The 18,516-nt window shown below is 72.4% G+C and carries 16 protein-coding genes; 11 read left to right on the top strand and 5 right to left on the bottom strand.

Features of this window, described 5'->3' with window-relative positions:
• Positions 1–205 precede the first annotated feature (205 nt).
• The gene (gene pobA, locus PKC53_RS02860; protein ID WP_324426105.1) at positions 206–1,384 is read right to left on the bottom strand and encodes a 4-hydroxybenzoate 3-monooxygenase; all 1,179 of its coding nucleotides are present in this window, start codon (positions 1,382–1,384) and stop codon (positions 206–208) included.
• Between the two features lie 113 nt (positions 1,385–1,497).
• On the opposite strand from pobA, the gene PKC53_RS02865 reads away from it, so the two are divergent.
• The 3 genes from PKC53_RS02865 (at position 1,498) to PKC53_RS02875 (ending at position 5,926) form a co-directional block, all read left to right on the top strand.
• On the top strand, positions 1,498–2,403 hold the full coding sequence (locus tag PKC53_RS02865) for a helix-turn-helix domain-containing protein (protein WP_324426107.1): 906 nt from the start codon (positions 1,498–1,500) through the stop codon (positions 2,401–2,403).
• An 89-nt stretch (positions 2,404–2,492) separates the two neighbouring features.
• A complete protein-coding gene (locus PKC53_RS02870) occupies positions 2,493–3,836 on the top strand; it encodes an HD domain-containing phosphohydrolase (RefSeq protein ID WP_324426109.1) in 1,344 nt (447 codons plus the stop codon).
• 2 nt (positions 3,837–3,838) lie between these two features.
• Positions 3,839–5,926 (top strand): EAL domain-containing protein, encoded by a 2,088-nt coding sequence (locus PKC53_RS02875; RefSeq protein WP_324426298.1) that lies wholly within the window; start codon positions 3,839–3,841, stop codon positions 5,924–5,926.
• A 31-nt stretch (positions 5,927–5,957) separates the two neighbouring features.
• Here PKC53_RS02875 and PKC53_RS02880 read toward each other — a convergent pair whose 3' ends face one another.
• A complete protein-coding gene (locus tag PKC53_RS02880) occupies positions 5,958–6,800 on the bottom strand; it encodes a fumarylacetoacetate hydrolase family protein (protein WP_324426110.1) in 843 nt (280 codons plus the stop codon).
• 78 nt (positions 6,801–6,878) lie between these two features.
• Between PKC53_RS02880 and PKC53_RS02885 the strand changes: the two genes are divergently transcribed.
• The 8 genes from PKC53_RS02885 to PKC53_RS02920 all read left to right on the top strand — a co-directional run bounded on the left by PKC53_RS02885 (position 6,879) and on the right by PKC53_RS02920 (position 14,904).
• Positions 6,879–7,238 (top strand): DUF1840 domain-containing protein, encoded by a 360-nt coding sequence (locus PKC53_RS02885; protein ID WP_324426112.1) that lies wholly within the window; start codon positions 6,879–6,881, stop codon positions 7,236–7,238.
• 68 nt (positions 7,239–7,306) lie between these two features.
• Complete coding sequence (locus tag PKC53_RS02890; RefSeq protein ID WP_324426300.1) at positions 7,307–7,930, top strand: histidine phosphatase family protein; 624 nt, start codon at positions 7,307–7,309, stop codon at positions 7,928–7,930.
• A 388-nt stretch (positions 7,931–8,318) separates the two neighbouring features.
• Positions 8,319–8,771: a prepilin-type N-terminal cleavage/methylation domain-containing protein gene (locus PKC53_RS02895; protein WP_324426115.1), complete on the top strand. Its 453-nt coding sequence runs from the start codon at positions 8,319–8,321 to the stop codon at positions 8,769–8,771.
• The gene (locus tag PKC53_RS02900) at positions 8,765–9,352 is read left to right on the top strand and encodes a GspH/FimT family pseudopilin (protein ID WP_324426302.1); all 588 of its coding nucleotides are present in this window, start codon (positions 8,765–8,767) and stop codon (positions 9,350–9,352) included. The genes PKC53_RS02895 and PKC53_RS02900 overlap by 7 nt, the downstream gene beginning before the upstream one ends.
• Positions 9,346–9,816: a pilus assembly protein PilV gene (locus PKC53_RS02905; RefSeq protein ID WP_324426117.1), complete on the top strand. Its 471-nt coding sequence runs from the start codon at positions 9,346–9,348 to the stop codon at positions 9,814–9,816. The genes PKC53_RS02900 and PKC53_RS02905 overlap by 7 nt, the downstream gene beginning before the upstream one ends.
• 9 nt (positions 9,817–9,825) lie before the next feature.
• Positions 9,826–10,929, top strand: coding sequence for a PilW family protein (locus PKC53_RS02910; protein WP_324426119.1), 1,104 nt, complete (start codon positions 9,826–9,828; stop codon positions 10,927–10,929).
• A 1-nt stretch (position 10,930) separates the two neighbouring features.
• The gene (locus tag PKC53_RS02915; protein WP_324426121.1) at positions 10,931–11,587 is read left to right on the top strand and encodes a hypothetical protein; all 657 of its coding nucleotides are present in this window, start codon (positions 10,931–10,933) and stop codon (positions 11,585–11,587) included.
• A 23-nt stretch (positions 11,588–11,610) separates the two neighbouring features.
• Positions 11,611–14,904, top strand: a complete 3,294-nt coding sequence (locus PKC53_RS02920) for a PilC/PilY family type IV pilus protein (RefSeq protein WP_324426123.1) — start codon at positions 11,611–11,613, stop codon at positions 14,902–14,904.
• A 210-nt stretch (positions 14,905–15,114) separates the two neighbouring features.
• Here PKC53_RS02920 and PKC53_RS02925 read toward each other — a convergent pair whose 3' ends face one another.
• From PKC53_RS02925 to PKC53_RS02935, 3 genes are all read right to left on the bottom strand, one after another.
• Positions 15,115–15,837, bottom strand: a complete 723-nt coding sequence (locus tag PKC53_RS02925; RefSeq protein ID WP_324426125.1) for an ABC transporter ATP-binding protein — start codon at positions 15,835–15,837, stop codon at positions 15,115–15,117.
• The gene (locus tag PKC53_RS02930; RefSeq protein ID WP_324426128.1) at positions 15,834–17,063 is read right to left on the bottom strand and encodes an FtsX-like permease family protein; all 1,230 of its coding nucleotides are present in this window, start codon (positions 17,061–17,063) and stop codon (positions 15,834–15,836) included. The genes PKC53_RS02925 and PKC53_RS02930 overlap by 4 nt, the downstream gene beginning before the upstream one ends.
• A 143-nt stretch (positions 17,064–17,206) precedes the next feature.
• Positions 17,207–18,514: an efflux RND transporter periplasmic adaptor subunit gene (locus PKC53_RS02935; protein ID WP_324426130.1), complete on the bottom strand. Its 1,308-nt coding sequence runs from the start codon at positions 18,512–18,514 to the stop codon at positions 17,207–17,209.
• Positions 18,515–18,516 lie beyond the last annotated feature (2 nt).

The raw sequence follows: 18,516 nt of genomic DNA on the forward strand, positions 1-18,516 counted from the left end.
GCGGCGGCTGGCCCTGCGCCTGCGCCGCGGCGCTCAGGCCCAGCGACAGCAGCGCGGCGGCCGCGACGGGCGCGGTGCGGCGGGGGAGGGACGGGATGGCGTGCATGGTGGTGAGCGCTCGCGCGCTGGGCTGGTCGTGGGCAGGCGCAAGCATGCCGCCGATGCCGTCGCGCGGGCACCCGGGTTTGCCACACCTCGGCCGGGTTCAGCCTTCGAGCGGCAGCCCGACGTAGTTCTCGGCCATCGTCGTGCGCGCGGCCACCGAGCCGGCGAGGTAGTCGAGCTCGGCGCGCTGCATGCGCTGGCCGAACGCGCCGGTCTCGGGGAACTTGTGCATCAGCTGCGTGAACCACCAGCTGAAGCGTTCGGCCTTCCAGATGCGCGCCAGCGCGCGCCGCGAGTAGTGGTCGATGCCGGCGTCGCTGCGGTCGCGGTAGTGCTCGACCAGCGCGCGGCCGAGCAGGCCGACGTCGGTGGCGGCCAGGTTCAGTCCCTTCGCGCCGGTGGGCGGCACGATGTGCGCCGCGTCGCCGGCCAGGAACAGCCGGCCGAAACGCATCGGCTCGGTGACGAAGCTGCGCAGCGGGGCGATGCTCTTCTCGATCGACGGCCCGGTGACCAGCGCCTCGGCGGCGGCCGGGTCGAGCCGCGTGCGCAACTCGTCCCAGAACATCGCGTCGCTCCACTGTTCGACCCTGTCGTCGAGCGAACACTGCACGTAGTAGCGCGACAGCGTGTGCGAGCGCATCGAGCACAGCGCGAAGCCGCGCTCGTGGTTGGCGTAGATGAGCTCCTCGGACACCGGCGGCGTGCGCGACAGCACGCCCAGCCAGCCGAACGGGTAGACCTTCTCGAAGGTCTGCAGCCGATCGGGCGGCACGCTGGCGCGGCACACGCCGTGGAAGCCGTCGCAGCCGGCGATGAAGTCGCAGTCGACGGTGTGCGTCTCGTCGCCCTTGCGGTAGGTCACGCTGGGCCGGCCGCCGTCCCAGCCGTGGATGGCGACGTTGTCGGCCTCGTAGACGGTCTTCAGCCCGGCGGCCTGGCGTGCGTTCATCAGGTCGCGCGTGACCTCGGTCTGGCCGTACACCATCACGCGCTTGCCGCCGGTCAGTCCGAACAGGTCGATGCGGTGGCGCGCGCCGCCGAAGCTCAGCTCGAAGCCGTCGTGTTTCAGGCCCTCGCGGTGCATGCGCTCGCCGACACCGACCTCGTCGAGCAGGTCCACGGTGACCTGCTCGAGCACGCCGGCGCGGATGCGTCCGAGCACGTACTCGGCACTGCGCTGCTCGACGATCACGGCGTCGATGCCGGCCTTGGCGAGCACGGCGCCGAGCAGCAGGCCCGACGGGCCGGCGCCGACGATGGCGACCTGGGTGCGCATGGGCAGTCTCCTTGTCCGGTGTCAAGCGGGGGCGAGGACACGAAGCCTAAGTGTGCGCCGCCGGTGCCTCAATGGACAGATCCGGCGACGTCTTGAACAATTCGAACCTCCCGATGCCATCACCGCCGCACCCCCCCACGTACGCGCTGTACGGCGAACACGGCGTCGACATCGGTGCCGACCGTCTGCATTGCGAGTCGATCGCCGAGCGCAGCCGTCGTCACGACTGGCACATCCGCCCGCACCGGCACGAGGTGCTGTTTCAAATTCTGTACCTGCGCCACGGCGTCGCCGAGGCCCTGGTCGAGGGCCGGGCGCTGGCGCTGGCGAGCCCGGCGCTGATCGTGGTGCCGGCGCTGGCGACGCACGGCTTCCGCTTCGCCGACGACGTCGACGGTCTCGTCGTCACCGTGCTCGAACCGCACCTGCGCGCGCTGCTGGCCGGCGCGCCGGCGCTGCTGGCACGGCTGCAGTCGCGGCCGCTGCACGTCGCGCTGGCCGGCCACGCGGGCGACGCGGCGCAGGTCGACGCGGTGCTGCAGCGGCTGCGCGACGAGTTCGCCGCCTGGGCGCCATGGCGCGCGCTGGCCATCGACGGCGCCCTGCTGCAGCTGCTCGCGCTGGTCGGTCGCCTGGTGGCCACGCCGGTGGACGACGCCGCCGGCGAGCGTGCGCTGGTGCACCTGCGGCGCTTCCGCGATGGCGTCGAGGCGCGGTTTCGCGAGCAGCCGGCGCTGGGCACGCTGGCCGCCGAACTCGGCATCACCGCGACGCAGCTCAACCGCGTCTGCCGGCGCGTGCTCGGCCACTCGGCGCTGGAGGTCCTGCACCAGCGCCTGCTGCTCGAGGCGCAGCGCGAGCTGGCCTACACCACACTGAGCATCAAGCAGATCGCCTACGGCATCGGCTTCTCCGACGCCGGCTACTTCACGCGTTTCTTCCAGCGCAAGACCGGGCTGACGCCCACTGCCTGGCGCGCGCGTTCGCGGCGCGCGGCACCGGCGGCCGGCGCCGCCTGAGGCGCGTTCGCGTTCGACCGGCCACGGGCGCGCTCAAGTCGAACGCCGCGCCGGCCGAAAACCGACGGGCGCCCTCCGCGCTCGCCGCCATGACCGCCGCCGCCACGCCGACCATCGCCGTCCACGACCTGCGCGTGGGCATGTACGTCCACCTCGACCTGGGCTGGATGTCGCACCCGTTCCCGCTGTCGAGCTTTTGCATCGACCGCGCCGAGGACATCGACACCATCCGCGGCCTCGGCCTGGCGCAGGTGCGTTGGAGCCCGGAGAAGAGCCGCACCGCGGCGGCCGACGCCGACCTGCCGCGCCCGTCGACGCTGACCGGCGCCGTGCCCGCGGTGGCGACCGTCGGCACCGTCGACCCCGGCGCGGCGACGGGGTCCCGGCCCGAGGCCGAGACGCCCGAGGCCGCCGAGCGCCGCCGCCGTCGCGAGCAGCTGACCGCGCAGCGCGCGGCGCTGCTGCACTGCGAGCGCCAGTACGCCGAGGCCACACGCGAGTTCAGGCGCACCGTCGAACTGGTGCCCGGCGACCCGGCGGCCGCACGCGCGCGCACCGAGGCGCTCTCGCGCGCCCTGGTCGACAAGATGCTCGACCAGCGCGAGACCTGCATCCGCCTGCTCAGCGAAGCCGCCGGCGAGCGCGCCACCGCGCACGCGCTCAACGTCACCGTGGTGTCGCTGCTGCTGGGCAAGCTGCTCGGGCTGGACGCCGCCGCGATGGGCGAACTGGGCGCCGGCGCGCTGCTGCACGACATCGGCAAGATCGAGCTGCCCGACCGCGTGCGCCACCTCGACGAGGCCTTCAGCGCCGCCGAGACGCGGCTGTACCGCGAACACGTCGCCCACGGCGTCGCGCACGCGCGCCGCATGGGGCTGGCGCCCGGCGCGCTGCTGGTGGTCGCCCAGCACCACGAGATGGCCGACGGCAGCGGCTTCCCGCAGAAGCTGGCCGCCGAGCGCATGTCGCTGGCCGCGCGCATCGTCGCGCTGGTCAACCGCTACGACAACCTGTGCAACCCGCCGCAGCCGGGGCGCGCGATGACGCCGCACGAGGCGCTGTCGACGCTGTTCGCGCAGGGCCGCACGCGCTTCGACGCGACGGTGCTGTCGAGTTTCATCCGCATGATGGGCGTGTACCCGCCGGGTTCGGTGGTGCAGCTCACCGACGACCGCTGGGCGCTCGTGATGACGGTCAACTCGGCGCGCCCGCTGAAGCCGCGCGTGCTGGTGCACGACCGCCGCACGCCGCGCGACGAGGCGTTGTACCTCGACCTCGAGCGCGACAGCACGCTGGGCATCCGCCGCAGCGTGCGCGCGTCGCAGCTGCCCGCCGACGCGCTGCAGTACCTGGCGCCGGCGGCGCGCGTGGCCTACTTCTTCGAGCCGTCGGCCGCTGCCGACGCCGCACCGCGTGCGGAGGACGGATCTTGACCGTGCTGCGCTGGCCCGCCGGCCAACGCGAGCCGACCGCGGCGGACGCCGCCGCGGCGGTGCCGATCGACGCGCTCGGCGTGGCCTGCTGGACGGTCGACGCGGCCACGCGCACCGTGCGCGCCGTCAACGACGCCGCGCTGGCGCTGCTCGGGCTGCCGCGCGAACAGCTGCTCGGCGCCGACGCCGCGACGCTGCTGGCGACGCCGGAGGACCAGGCGTTCTGGCTCGAAGCCGCGGCCGACCCCGGCGCGGCGCTGCGCTCGCGCACCGTGCTGGCGCGCCGCGACGGCGCGGCGCGCCAGGTCGAGCGCTGGGTGCGCCCGGCGCCCGGCGGGTTCGTCGTCACGCTGGTCGACCTGAGCGAACAGCACGCCGCCGAACAGTCGCGCGCGCAGGCGCTGGGCGAGCTGCAGGCCACGCTCGAGGCCACCGCCGACGGGCTGTTGGTGACCGACCTCGCCGGTCGGCTGCGCGCCTGGAACCGGCGCTTCGTCGAGTTGTGGGAGATGCCCGAGTCGCTGCTGCGCGCGCGCGACGCCGACGCGGTGTTCGCCTGGATGCAGCGCGAGGTGTGCGAGCCGGCCGACGACGCACGCCGCATCGCGCTGTTGCGCAGCGCCTCGCAGGCCGGCGCGCACGACCGGCTGATGCTGCGCAGCGGGCGCGTGATCGAGCGCGTGAGTCTGCCGCGGCGCCACGGCGAGCACATGATCGGGCGCGTCTACGCGTTCCGCGATCTCAGCGAACGCGTCGAAGCCGACCGCCGCGTCGAGCTGATGTCGTTCACCGACGCGCTGACCGGGCTGCCGAACCGCCGCTACCTGGCCGCGCGGCTGGCACCGGCGGCGGCGCTGGCGGCGCGCGAGGGGCGCGGCTTCGCGCTGATGTACCTCGACCTCGACCACTTCAAGCGCGTCAACGACAGCCTGGGCCACGAGGCGGGCGACCGCGTGCTGCGCGAGGTCGGCGCGCGGCTGCGCGCCGCGCTGCGCGAAGGCGACCTGATCGCCCGCGTCGGCGGCGACCAGTTCGCGCTGCTGCTGCACTTCAGCGACGCTGCAGGCGCCGAGGCCGGCGCCCAGCGGCTGCTGGAGGTCGTCGCCGAGCCGTTCGACGTCGACGGCAGCGCGTTCACCGTGACCTGCAGTGTCGGCGTCGCGCTGTTCCCGCGCGACGCGCGCCACCCGCAGGAGCTGCTGCGCCACGCCGAGACCGCGATGCAGCAGGCCAAGCAGGCCGGGCGCGCCGGCTGGCGTGCGCATCGCGCCGCACCCGACGGCAGCGTGGACCTGCGCTCGCGCATCGCGCTGGACCACGCGATGCGCATGGCGCTGGCCAGCGAGCGTTTCCGGCTGCACTACCAGCCGCAGGTGGCGCTCGACGACGGCATCACGGTGGGGCTGGAGGCACTGCTGCGCTGGCGCGACCCCGAGCGCGGCGACGTGCCGCCGGGCGAGTTCATCCCGGTGGCCGAGGACAGCGGCTTCATCGTCGCGCTCGGCGACTGGGTGCTCGAGCGCGCGGTGCGGCAGGCCGCGCAGTGGCGGCGCGACGGCCTGGCGGTGCCGGTGGCGGTGAACGTGTCGGCGCTGCAGTTCCAGCACGACGGCTTCGTCGACCGCGTCGCGCAGGTGCTGCGCGACCACGCGCTGCCCGCGCCGCTGCTCGAGCTCGAGTTGACCGAGTCGATCCTGCTGCACGACGCGCGCGAGGCGCTCGAGCGGCTGCGCGCGCTGGCGCGGCTGGGCGTGTGCCTGGCCATCGACGACTTCGGCAAGGGTTTCTCGAGCCTGGGCTACCTGAAGCAGTTCCCGATCCGTCGGCTGAAGATCGACCGCGGCTTCGTCGCCGGGCTGCCCGGCGACGACGGCGACGCCGGCATCGTGCGCGCGGTGGTGCAGATCGCGCAGTCGCTGGGGCTGGCGGTGATCGCCGAGGGTGTCGAGACCGAAGCGCAGCGCGCCTTCCTGCAGCGCATCGGCTGCCACGAGATCCAGGGCTGGCTGGTGGCGCCGGCGCTCGACGTGGCGCAGGCCACGCGCCACCTGCGCGAGCACGGTCCCGGCCGGCGCGCGGCGGCCAACTGAGCGCCCGACGGTCGGCCGGGCGTGCGCCGCTTCAGCCGGCGCGCACCACCTGCCGCTGGCGGCCCAGCCCGTCGATGCCGAGCTCGACCACGTCGCCGGGGCGCAGGTACTGCGGCGGCTGCATGCCCATGCCGACGCCCGGCGGCGTGCCGGTGGCGATGACGTCGCCGGGCAGCAGCGTCATGCAGCGGCTGACGTAGCTGACCAGCTGCGCGACGCCGAACACCATCGTCGCGGTGCTGCCGCGCTGGCGCGGCTGGCCGTTGACGTCGAGCCACAGCGCCAGCGCCTGCGGATCGGGCACCTCGCGCGTGGTGACCAGCCAGGGGCCGATCGGCCCGAAGGTGTCGAAGCCCTTGCCCTTGTCCCAGGTGCCGCCGCGCTCGAGCTGCCAGGCGCGTTCGGACACGTCGTTGACCACGCAGTAGCCGGCCACGTGCGCCAGCGCGCCGGCCTCGTCCACCTGGCGTGCGGTGCGGCCGATGACCACGCCCAGCTCGACCTCCCAGTCGGTCTTCGTGCTGCCCGGCGGCAGCACGATGGCGTCGTTCGGCGCGGCGATGCAGGTGCTGGCCTTCATGAACACGATCGGCTCGGCGGGCACCGGCAGCCCGGCCTCGGCGGCGTGGTCGGCGTAGTTCAGCCCGATCGCGACGAACTTCGAGATGCCGGTGAACGGCACGCCCAGGCGCGACGCGCCACGCACGCGCGGGAACTCGTGCAGCGGCAGCCGCTCGATGCGGCGCAGCCCGGCCTGGCCGAGGGCCGGCAGGTGCAGGTGCGGCACGGCGCGCGACAGGTCGCGCAGACGGCCGTCGGCGTCGACGGCACCGACCTTCTCGCGGCCGGCAGGGCCGAAGCGGACGAGTTTCATCGCGGGCGGGCTCCGGGGGTGGGGACAGCCGCGTTTGTAGCCGATCGGCCGATCGGCCGCCCGGTGCACCGAGGCACAATGCCCGCTGCGGTTGTCACCGCGGCACAGGCACAGGCGATGATCTACAAGTTCAAGTCCAGGGACGCGGCCGACGTCATCATGCTCGGCCCCAACGGCGACCACGTGCTGCGCCTGCTCGGGCGCGAGCCGTCGGCTAAGGGCATCATCGAGCCGGCCGACATGCCGGCGGCGATCGCCGCGCTGGAGCAGGCGGTGCTCGCCGACGAAGCCGACACCGAACGCCGGCGCGACGAGGCCGAGCAGGCCGGCGAGGCCGCGCCGCAGGCGGTGGTCACGCTGCGCCAGCGCGTGTGGCCGCTGATCGAGATGATGCGCCAGTGCCACCGCGACGGGCAACCGATCGTCTGGGGCGTGTGAACGACGGCGGCGCCGGCGCCGGCGGCGGCGACGGCGCATCGCCGCACGGGCCGGAAGCGGCGACGCGCATCGTCGCGATCCGCCACGGCGAGACCGACTGGAACGCCGGCGCGCGCATCCAGGGCCACACCGACATCGCGCTCAACGCGGTGGGGCGCTGGCAAGCGCAGCGCGTGGCGCAGGCGCTGGCCGACGAGGATTTCGCCGCCGTCTACGCCAGCGACCTGGCGCGCGCCGCCGACACCGCCGCCGCGCTGGCCCAGCGGCACGGGCTGCCGCTGCAGCGCCACGCCGCACTGCGCGAGCGCGCCTTCGGCGTGTTCGAAGGGCTGGGCTTCGACGAGATCGAGCGGCGCTGGCCCGAGCAGGCGCTGGCCTGGCGCCGCCGCGAACCCGACTTCGGCCCGGAGGGCGGCGAGACGCTGCGCGACTTCTACACGCGCTGCGTCGGTGCGGTGGTCGCGCTCGCCGCGCGCCACCCCGGCGGGCAGATCGCGGTGGTCGCGCACGGCGGCGTGCTCGACTGCCTGTACCGCGCCGCCACGCGCATCGAGCTGCAGGCGCCGCGAACCTGGCAGGTGGTCAACGCCGGCATCAACCGGCTGCTGGCCACGCCACAGGGCCTGACGCTGGTCGGGTGGGCCGACACCGCACACCTCGACGGCGCCACAGCCGACGACTCGCGCGGCTGACGTCGCGGCGCCGGCGCAGGCTTCGAAGGCAACGCGGCGCACGCCCGCCCGCCGCCGCGACCGCGTTGCTGCCGCGCGCCGAGCGCAAGACCGCGCGCCAGCCCGCGTCCGAAGGTCGATGGCCCGGCCGCAGCGGCGCCGCGCCGCCCGCATCGCGCCGGCGCCGACACGCCGATGTCGCACCCCGGCCGCGCATGCCGCAGCCGTTCGTCGCCGTGCAGCGGCCGCTCGTCGCACGCGCATCGGCGAGTGCGCAGGAGTTCGCGGCGCGCGCACCGCAGCGCTCCTAGACTGGCCTCCAAAGCACTGGTGCAGATGGCCGCTGCGGCCGATACCGCTCTCAGACCAAGGCTTGTGGAGGGCTCCGAAGATGACTTTGCGACAGCCGATGACCTCGACCCGGGCGAGGACGCGGGGCTTCACGTTGATCGAGGTGATGATCACGGTCGCCATCGTGGCGATCCTCGCCGGCGTTGCGCTTCCGGCGTATCGCGACTACGTGCGGCGCGGCCAGCTGCCCGAGGCCTTCGCCGCCTTGTCCGACTTCCGCGTCAAGCTCGAACAGTACTACCAGGACAACCGCAACTACGGCGTGGATGACTGCGGCGGCGGCGCGGGAGGGCCGGCGTGGGCCGCGTTCGCCGCGGGCAAGTGGTTCACGTTCGCCTGCGAAGTGCTCGACAGCGGTCAGGGCTACCGCGTCACCGCCACCGGTGCGAGCGGCGCGGCGACCGACGGTCAGGTCTACACGATCGACCACAACAACGCTCAGCAGACGACCAAGTTCAAGGGCTCGTCGGTGAGCAAGTCATGCTGGCTGTCGCGAGGCAACGAATGCTGACGCGACGACGCCACCGTGGCGTGACCCTGATCGAGCTGATGGTGACCCTGTCGGTGCTCGCGATGGTGCTGATGGCCGTCGCGCCGGGCGTCGCGGCCTGGGTCGCCAACACGCAGATCCGCAACGTGGCAGGCTCGATCCAGGCCGGGTTGCAGAAGGCGCGCACCGAGGCCCTGCGGCGCAACGCGCCGGTGCGCTTCGCCCTCGTGTCGCTGTCCGATACGGCGACCATGGACGACTCGTGCGAACTGTCCGACACCGGCGTGTCGTGGGTGGTCAGCCGCGACGATCCGACCGGCAAGTGCTCGGCGGCACCGTCCGACACATCGGAACCGCGCATCGTCGAGGCGCGTGCCGGCGGGGTCGGAGGCAAGTACGTCGCCGTCGCGGCCGGCGCGAGCAGCATCGTCTTCAACGGCTTCGGCCGCACCGTGGGTGTCGGCGGCGACGTCGCGATCGACGTCGATCACGTCGATCCGGGAGCCGACTACCGCGCGCTGCGGCTGGTCGTGGGGCCGGGGGGAACGGTGCGCATGTGCGACCCGAAGGTCTCGTCGTCCGACGACCCGCGCAAATGCTGAGCCAGGTGACCGGGATGATTCCATCGATCCATACGCCCTCGTCGTCGACCACGCGGCATCGGCGCAACGCCGGCTCGGCGCAGCGCGGTGTGGCGCTGTTCGAGGTGCTCGTCGCGTTGATCATCCTCGCCTTCGGCATCCTCGGTGTCGTCGGGCTGCAGGCCTCGATGACGCGGGTGCAGACCGCCGCGACCTTCCGCGCCGAGGCCGCCTTCATGGCCCAGCGCCTGCTCGGCTACATGTGGGCCGATCGCACCAACATCGGCACCTACGGCACGGCGACCTGCGATGCGCAGCCGAACTGCAAGGACTTCCTGCGGCTGGTGCAGTCGAGGCTGCCGGACGGGGACTCGACGATCACCGTCGATGCCGCCACCGGCTTCGTCACCATCGAAATCCGGTGGACCCCGCCCGGGGAGGAGACCAGCCGCTTCACGCTGGTCTCGGCCATCACCAACAGCTAGGTCGACGCCATGGCACCGTACGTCGTCATACCCGCCGCGGCCCGACGCGACCGCGGCGTGACCCTGATCGAGTTGATGGTCGCGCTGGCGCTCGGCCTCGTCGTGACGCTCGTGGTGTCGCAGATCATGGCCTTTGCCGAGGGCCAGAAGCGGGTCACGACGGGGTCGTCCGATGCGCAGGTCAATGGGGCCCTGGCGCTGTACACGCTGCAGCGCGAGATCCAGATGGCCGGCTACGGGCTGACGCTCGTGCAAGGCAGCCTCGGATGCCCGATCAAGGCCAAGCACGAGACGGCCGGTGAGTTCGACTGGACGCTGGCGCCGGTGACGATCACCGACGGCGCCGGCGGAGCCCCCGACACGATCAACGTGATGACCGCCGAAGGTGCCTACTCGGTGCCGCTGACCGTGACGCTGCCCCATCCGAAGGACGGTGATCGCTTCGTCGTGCGTTCCCCGATCGGCGCCAACGTGGGCGACGTGATGATCGCCGTGCCCGAGGTCTACAGCGCGGCGAACGGCTGCAGCGCGTTCAGCGTCACGTCGATCACCGGCACGAACCAGTTGCTGCATGCACCGGGCGTGGCCAACGGGGCCTGGAACCAGGACGGCGCGGTGAGCATCTTCCCCGACGACGGCTATGCGGAAGGCACGCTGCTGCTCAACGCCGGGCGCATCGTCAACCGGACCTTCGACATCCAGGCACAGAGCCTGCGCCAGCGCACGGTGAACCCGACCTCCGGCGCCATCGATGCCGCCGACCTGTTTCCGCACATCGTGAATCTGCAGGCGATGTACGGCAAGGACACCGACGGCGACGGCACCGTCGACCTCTACGACAACGTGACTCCGCTCGACAACGCCGGATGGCGGCAGGTGCTAGCGCTGCGCATCGCCGTCGTCGCGCGCAGCGTCACCTACCAGAAGGAGGAAGTGACCTTCGCCGAGCCGCAGTGGGACGTCGGCACGACGATCACCGTGGCCGGTGCCGTCGATTGCGACGACAGCAAGTGCATCACGCTGAAGATCGACGCCCTGCCCGACTGGAAGCACTACCGCTACATGGTCTTCGAGGTCGTCGCGCCGCTGCGCAACATGCTGTGGGGAGCCTGAGATGCCGCGTGTTCCTGCTGTCCGAAGGCTGCGCCAGCGCGGTGTCTCGCTGCTGTTCGCGCTGCTGGCGCTGGTCGTCATCTCGCTGGCCGCCGTCTCGCTCGTGCGTTCGGTCGACACCAGCGCGCTGGTGATCGGCAACCTCGGCTTCAAGCAGGACGCCACCGCCGCCGCCGGGCAGGCGGCCGAACAGGCGATCGGCTGGCTGGCGACGAACTCGGGCGAGCCGCTGTACGACGACCAGCCGGGCGACGGCTACTACGCCGCCAGCCTCGACGCGCTGGATGCGACCGGGCAGGGTTCGGCCGACCCGTTGCGTGCGGTCGTCGACTGGACGGGTGACGGCTGCGGCGAATACCCGAGTGGCAGTTTCGACGTGTGCGTCGAACCGTCGGCGGAGATCGTGCTCAACGACGGGGCCAACCGCGCGCGCTACGTCATCACGCGGCTGTGCGCCTCCGAGGGCAACCCCTCGGCGATCGACTGCGCGTTCCCGGTGAACTCGTCGATGAGCACGGGGGGCAACAAGGGCGTCGTCGACTACAAGGTGGGCAAGGCGTCGCTGGTGGTGACGAACGCCCAGTACTACCGCATCGTGGTGCGCGCGGTGAGCGCTCGCGGGACCGTGTCGTTCACCGAAACCATCATTCAACTCTGATGTCGCTGCCGAGGAGATCCGCCATGCTGAATCGATCGCGTCGCAGTCGCGTTGCCCGGGTCGCCGTCGCCGCGGCCGCACTGGCCGTGGGTGGGTGGGCGCAGGCCGCGGCGGACATCGCCGACGTGCCGCTGGGCACCCTGAACGACGGCACGCTGGTGCGCTCGAACCTGATGTTCATACTCGACGACTCGGGGAGCATGGCCTGGGACTACCTGCCGGACAACGCCGACTACAACAACGTGTGCTTCGGCGTCGCCGCGCAGAACCGCATCTTCTACGACCCGACGAAGGTCTACCTGCCGCCGCTCAAGGCCGACGGCACCCCGTTCGCGAACGCCAGCTTCACCGCGGCGCGCGTCGACGGCTACGACAGCAGCAGCTCGACGAAGAACCTGAGCTCCACGTCCAACCTGAACACGCCCTCGATCAACCACGACAACGACAGCAAGACGCCGAACACGCGGTTCTACTGGGCCACGCTCAAGCCGGGGCAGACCCACAGCTGCGGCAACGTGACCCGCTACGACATCAAGATCGGCGGCCTGACCGAAGCCGAGAAGACCAACTACGCCAACTGGTACTCGTACTACCGCACGCGCATCCTCGCGATGCGCGCCGGCATCGGGCGCGCCTTCGCACAGATCGACGCGAGCCGCTTCCGCGTCGGCTTCACGACGATCAACGAAACGGGCGTCAAGAAGGGCTCGCGATTCCTCGACGTCAGCGAGTTCGACATGGGCACGCACAAGGCCGACTTCTTCAGTCGCCTGTACGGGGTCGATCCGAACGGTTGGACGCCGCTGCGCCCGGCATTGACGAAGGCGGGCCTGTACTACGCGAACAAGATCTCCGGCCAGATCGACCCCGTGCAGTACTCGTGCCAGCGCAACTACACCATGCTGTCGACCGACGGCTACTGGAACACCAACTCCGAGACCTCGTCGTACAAGCTCAGGCAGATCGACGGCAGCGCGATCGGCAACCAGGACGGCGGCACCGGCGTGGCACGCCCGCTGCGCGACGAGGCCGGATCGGGCAAGGCCGGCGTGGCCAACACCCTCGCCGACATCGCCTACTACTACTACAAGACCGACCTGCGCTCGCCGGCACTGGGCAATTGCTCGGGTGCCGTGGCCGCGCAGGACGTGTGCGAGGACAACGTGCCCGACGGCATCCTGCGCCCGCCTGCGCTGGCGATGCTCAGCGACAGCGCGAAGCACCAGCACATGACGACGCTGACCATCGGTCTGGGGGTCAACGGGACGCTGGCCTTCGACAAGAACTACGAGAGCCAGACCAGCGGCGCCTTCTACGACATCCGCCAGGGCACCAAGGTCTGGCCGAATCCGATCAGCAACGACGGCGCGGAGCGCATCGACGACCTCTGGCACGCTGCCGTCAACGGCCGCGGCACCTACTACAGCGTCAACGACGCGCAGGAACTCGCCGACAGCCTCGACGCGGCGATGAAGCAGATCGAGGCGCTGCTGGGCAGCGCGTCGGCCGCGGCCACCAGTTCGCTGACGCCTTCGACCGGCGACGACTGGCTGTTCGTTCCGCTGTACCGGACCAAGCTCTGGGACGGCACCGTGCACGCCTACAAGATCAACACCGCCACCGGTGCGAAGACCACCGACACGCCGCTGTGGTCGGCTTCGGACCGCATCGCGGGGCAGGGGGCGCGCAACATCCTGTTCCGCAAGGTGGGTGCCAGCAACAACCTCGAATCGTTCGAGTACGCCAATCTCGCTGCCGCCGACAAGGCCAAGTTCGACGGCCTGTGCGCCGCGGGCAGCGAAAAGCTGTCGCAGTGCGCGTCGCTCAGCGCCACCGCGAAGGCGCTGGTCACCGGGCCCAACGTGGTCGACTACCTGCGCGGTGCGACGACCTACGAGACCGACGCGGCGGTCGAGGACCACCGTCTGTTCCGCAAGCGCGACATGGTGCTCGGCGACATCATCAACGGCGCGCCCGTGTACGTGAAGAAGCCGCCGTTCAAGTATTCGGATGCCGGCTACGGCGCGTTCCGCGACGCGCACGCGTCGCGGCAGGGGGTGCTGTACGTGGCCGCCAACGACGGCATGCTGCACGCGATCAAGGTCAGTGACGACGCCAGCGGCGGCACCGAACTGTGGGCCTACGTGCCGTCGATGGCGATGGCCGGCATGCACGCGCTGGCCGACGTCGAGTACGAATCGAAGCACCGCTTCCTCGTCGACGGCGCGCCGGTCGTCGCCGACGTGTACGACGGCACCAACTGGCGCACGATCCTGGTGGGCGGGCTGGGCAAGGGCGGCAAGGGGTACTACGCCCTCGACATCACGGACCCGCAGGCGCCCAAGTCGCTGTGGGAGTACACCGAGGCCGATCTGGGCCTGACGTTCGGCAATCCGATCGTTACCAAGAACAAGGCGGGGCAGTGGATCGTCGCCTTCTCGTCGGGCTACAACAACACCGGCAAGGGGCACCTGTACGTGGTCAACGCCGTGACCGGCACCTTGATCAAGAAGCTCAGCACGACCGCAGGGTCGGCGGGCGCTCCGAGCAACCTCGGCAAGATCAACGCCTGGGTCGACGACGACAGCGACAACACGTCGACCCATATCTACGGCACGGACATGTTCGGCAACGTGTGGCGCTTCGACTTCGACGACAACTTGCCCGGCAGCGACGCGTTCCTGCTCGCCCAGACGGGGTCGACGCAGCCGATCACGACCAAGCCGATCCTGTCCGAGGTGGTGGTGGGGTCGAACAAGTACGTGGTCGTCTCGGTGGCCACGGGCCGCTACCTCGGGGTCACCGACATCGGCGACGGCAGCCTGCAGACGATCTATTCGTTCAAGGACGATCTGAGCACGACGCCGCTGGGCACGCTGCGCACCAACGTGTCGATGGTCAAGCACACGCTGAAGGCCGACCGCAGCGGGCTGGACAGCCCCGCCGCGGTGAACTGGTCGAGCCAGGCGGGCTGGTACGTGGATCTGGCGCTGTCGAGCGGCGAACGCGTGAACGTCGATTTCGACCAGCAGTTGAACCAGTTGATCGTGGCGAGCAACGTGCCCGAACCGACGGTGTGTACGCCCGGCGGCACGTCGTGGTTGTACTACTTCGACGTCGGCAGCGGCAAGCTGCTGCAGACCTACGCGGGTGACGTGCTGGTCGTCGGCACGACGACGATCGTGGGCTCCACGGGCAAGCTGATCACGCTGGTCCAGGGCGTCGACGGCAGGAACACGCCGAGGTTCGCGCCCGAGCCGCCGCCCGGGACCGTCGGGGTCATGCGCCGCGTGCTCTGGCGCGAACTCGCGAACTGAGCCCCCCCGGAGCGGCCTTCGGCCGCCTCCCCCCGGGGGGCGCCGCCAGCGCACCGGCGCAGCCGGATCCGCGGCGGCCGCCGGGTGGGTGCGGACAACCGAGATCGCGATGCGATCGCCGGGCCGCCCGAAGCCGGCTTGACCCCGGACCCGGCAGGTCCCCTGCAGCGACCGGGAAGCGCGCCGGGCGCATCCCGGCCCGCAGGGCGCTCAGAGGCGGGTGTCGTGACGCGCCGCATCGCTGGCGATGCGCCCGTCGACCATCTCGACGATGCGGTCGCAGCGCGCCGCCAGCCGCGGGTCGTGAGTGACGACGAGGAAGCTCGTGCCGACCTCCTCGTGCATGCGGCGCAGCAGCGCGAACACCTCGTCGGACGACGCGGTGTCGAGGTTGCCGGTGGGTTCGTCGGCCAGCACCAGCGCCGGCTCGAGCACCAGCGCACGCGCCACCGCCACGCGCTGCTGCATGCCGCCCGAGAGTTCGGCCGGGCGCTTGTCCATCGCCGCGGCCAGGCCGACCTCGTCGAGCAGCGCGGCGGCACGCTCGCGCACCGCGCGCCTGACGCGCCCGTCGCGCGCCAGCGCCGGCAGCGTGACGTTCTCCAGCGCGCTGAACGCCGGCAGCAGGTGGTGGAACTGGAACACGAAGCCGATCGTGTCGCGGCGCAGCCGCGTGAGCGCGTCGTCGTCGAGTCCGTCGACCGCCGCACCGGCCAGCGCGTAGCTGCCACCGCTGGCACGTTCGAGCAGCCCGAGGATGTTCAGCAGCGTGCTCTTGCCCGAGCCGCTCGGGCCGATCAGCGCGGCGAACTCGCCGCGCGCCACGTCCAGGTCGATGCCGTGCAGCACCTCGGCTTCGCTGGGCAGGCCCACGTTGTAGCTCTTGCGCACGCCGCGCAGCGCGACGAGCGGGCCCGCGCTGCCGGCGCTCACAGCCGGATCGCCTGCGCCGGGTCCAGCCGCGCGGCGCGCCGCGCCGGCGCGACCGCGGCCAGCACGCCGGCGACGAAGGCGATCGCCGCCACCTGCACGGCCAGCGCCGGCGGCAGCGTGATCGCGAACAGCGGCAGGCCGTCGCTGCCGCGCACGAAGCGCGTGAAGGCCCAGATCATCGCCAGCGCCAGCGCCATCCCGGCGACCGAGCCGACGGCGCCGACGACCGCCCCCTGCACGAGGAACACGCGCATCACCTGGGCGCGCGTCGCGCCCATCGCCCGCAGGATGCCGATCTCGCGCTGCTTCTGCACCACCGACACGACCAGCACGCTGGCGATGCCGAGCACGACGACGACCATCACCACGCCGCGGATCAGCGCGGTGCTCACGCTCTGCGCGTTCAGCGCCGACACCAGCTGCGCGTTGGTCTGCTGCCAGCTCTCGACCTTCAGCGGCCAGCGCCGGCCGAGTTCGTCGGCCAGCGCCTGCGCCGACCAGACGTCGGCCAGCGTCACTTCCAGCCGGGTCGCGCCGCCGGTCAGGTCGAACAGGCTCTGCGCGCTGCGCAGCGGCACGATCACCGTGCGCCGGTTCAGCTCGGTCACGCCGAGGTCGACCAGCGCGGTCAGCCGCAGCGTCTCGGCGCGCGTGCCGGTGGCCAGCGTGATGCGGTCGCCGACGCGCACGCCCAGGTCGTCGGCCAGCGTGCGACCGACGATGGCCTCGCCCGGCCCCAGCCGCAGTGCCCCGGCCACGGTCTTCGCGGCCAGCCCGACGACGCGGTCGTAGCGTGCGATCTCGACGCCGGCCACGTTGACCGAGCGCGTGGCCTCGCCGCGCGACGCCAGTGCCGCGCCACTGACCATCGGCGACACCGCGGCCACACCCGGCTGCGCCTCCAGCGTGTCCAGCAGCGCGGGCCAGTTGGCGATCGTGCGCAGCCGCTGAGCGCGCGCCTGCGTGTCGCCGAACGCCGGCGTGCCGTCGGCCGCGCGTGGCAGCACCGGCGTGACGCGTTCGTCGGCGGGGCTGATCGCCAGGTGCGCCTGCGCGCCCAGCGTCTTGTCCAGCGTGTTGCGCTGCAGGCCGCTGACCAGCGCCGAGATGTACGCCACCACCGCGACCCCGGCGGCCACGCCGAACACGATCAGCAGCGTCTGGAAGCGCCCCTCGCGCAGGAAGCGCAACGCCACGCGCCACTCGAAGCCCAGCCCGAGCCGCATCTCAGCCTTTCACCACCAGCGCACCCAGCCCGCGTCGCATGCGATGCGGCCCCATGCAGCGACCGCCGCGGATCCGGCTCGGCCGGTCCGCTGGCGGTGCCCCCCGGGGGGGAGGCGCCGAAGGCGCTTCGGGGGGGACCATCTCACCGCGACATCGCGCTGCCCATGCCGCCGCCGGCGTTGTCGCGGCTGGTGGCCGCGGCGCGCGGGCGCAGCGCCGCGGCGGCGTCGACGGTGCGTGCGCGCACGCGCGCTCCGGGGGGCAGCGTCGGGTCGAGCAGCACGAGCTCGCCTTCGGCGACGCCGTCGAGCACCTCGGCCTGGTCGAGCGTGCGCAGGCCCAGCGCCACCTCCCGCGCCTCCACGCGGCCGTCGCGCAGCAGGTTGACGCCGGCGCGGTCGGTGCCCGCGCCGGGGCGCAGCGCGCTCAGCGGCAGCACGCGCGCGGCGGCGCGCTCGCCGGTGACCACCTCGACCGACAGCGTCATGTCCTCGCGCAGGAAGTCGGGCGGCGGGCCCTCGGGCAGCAGCGTCACCTCGACGGCGCCACGTGCGGCGTCGACGGCCGGCGCCAGGCGCGCGACTCGCGCGTCGAACGTGCGGGCGGGGTAGGCGTCGGCCAGCACCTGCGCGTGCTGGCCCGGCTGCAGTTGCGCGAGGAAACGCTCGTCGACCGGCGCGACCAGCTCGGTCGGGCCGTCGACGGCCAGCGTCAGCAGCGCGCGCCCGGGTTGCACGATCTGCCCCGGCTCGACCGCGCGCACGATCACGCGGGCCGCGGCCGGCGCGCGCAGCGTGGCCTGCGCCAGCCGCGCCTGCGCGCTGTCGAGCGCGGCGCGCGCCGCGTCGAGCTGCGCCTGCGCCGCCTCGGCCTCGGCGCCGTCGCTGCGCTGCGCCGCGGCCTGCGCACGCGACGCGTCGCGCTGGGCGCGGGCGATGTCGAGTGCGCGTTGCACCTCGTCGAGCCGCGCGCTGCTGATGAAGCCCTGCGCCACCAGCTCGCGGCTGCGCGCCAGCTCGCGCTCGGCCACCGCGAACGTGGCCTCGGCCTGCGCCAGCGCCGCGTCGGCGCCCGGCCGCGACACCTGGCGCTGCGCCGCGAGCCGTGCCTGCGCCTGTGCCTGCGCCGCGCGTGCCTGCGCCAGCGCCGCGCGCAGCTCGTCGTCCTCGAGCTGCAGCAGCGGCGCACCGGCGATCACCGCGTCGCCCTCGTCGACCAGCACCCGCGCGACGCGGCCGGTCAGCGTCGCGCCCACCTCGACGCGCGCCGGCGTCTGCACGCGCGCCGAGAAGAGCAGCGTGCGCTGCAGCGGCTGCGTGCGCACCACGACCGCGTCGACCTCGACCGGGCGGCGCTGCAGCCACACCAGCGCCGCGGCCAGCACCAGCACCGCGAGCAGCGTGATCGCGCGGCGCACGGTGAGGCGGCGCGACGCGAACGCGATGGTCATCG

It is taken from the genome of Azohydromonas sp., assembly GCF_035325925.1.
Lineage (GTDB): Bacteria > Pseudomonadota > Gammaproteobacteria > Burkholderiales > Burkholderiaceae_C > Calidifontimicrobium.